Annotated in this window: 1 protein-coding gene; it reads right to left on the reverse strand. The window is 65.9% G+C overall.

The features are described 5' to 3' along the window. Positions 1–508: carbon starvation CstA family protein (locus tag E8F12_RS00020; protein ID WP_280323230.1), on the reverse strand; the 508-nt coding region annotated here is incomplete at both ends.

Genomic DNA, 508 nt, shown 5'->3' on the forward strand with positions numbered 1-508 from the left:
GGTGAGGATGAACAGCGCCTCGAAGAGGATCGCGAAGTGGTACCAGAAGGCCATGGTGTTCTCACCCGGCAACACCTGGTGGAGGATCTGCGCGATGCCCACGGCCAGGGTCGGTGCACCGCCGGCACGGGCCAGGATGCTGTGCTCACCGATGTCGTTGGCGGTCTGCTGCAGTACTTCCGGCGTGATGGCGAAGCCCCAACTGCTGACGGTCGCGGCAACCGCGTTGACGTCGGTGCCCACCAGCGCGGGCGGGCTGTTCATGGCGAAGTACACGCCCGGCTCGATCACCGAGGCGGCGACCATGGCCATGATGGCGACGAAGGACTCCATCAGCATGCCGCCGTAGCCGATGTAGCGGGCATGGGACTCGTTGGCCAGCAGCTTGGGCGTGGTGCCCGAGGAAATCAGCGCGTGGAAGCCGGAAACCGCACCGCAGGCGATGGTGATGAACAGGAAGGGGAACAGGGTGCCCTTCCACACCGGGCCGGTGCCGTCGACGAACTGG

Origin of the sequence: Pseudomonas sp. BN102, assembly GCF_029871245.1 — a bacterium.
Lineage (GTDB): Bacteria > Pseudomonadota > Gammaproteobacteria > Pseudomonadales > Pseudomonadaceae > Metapseudomonas.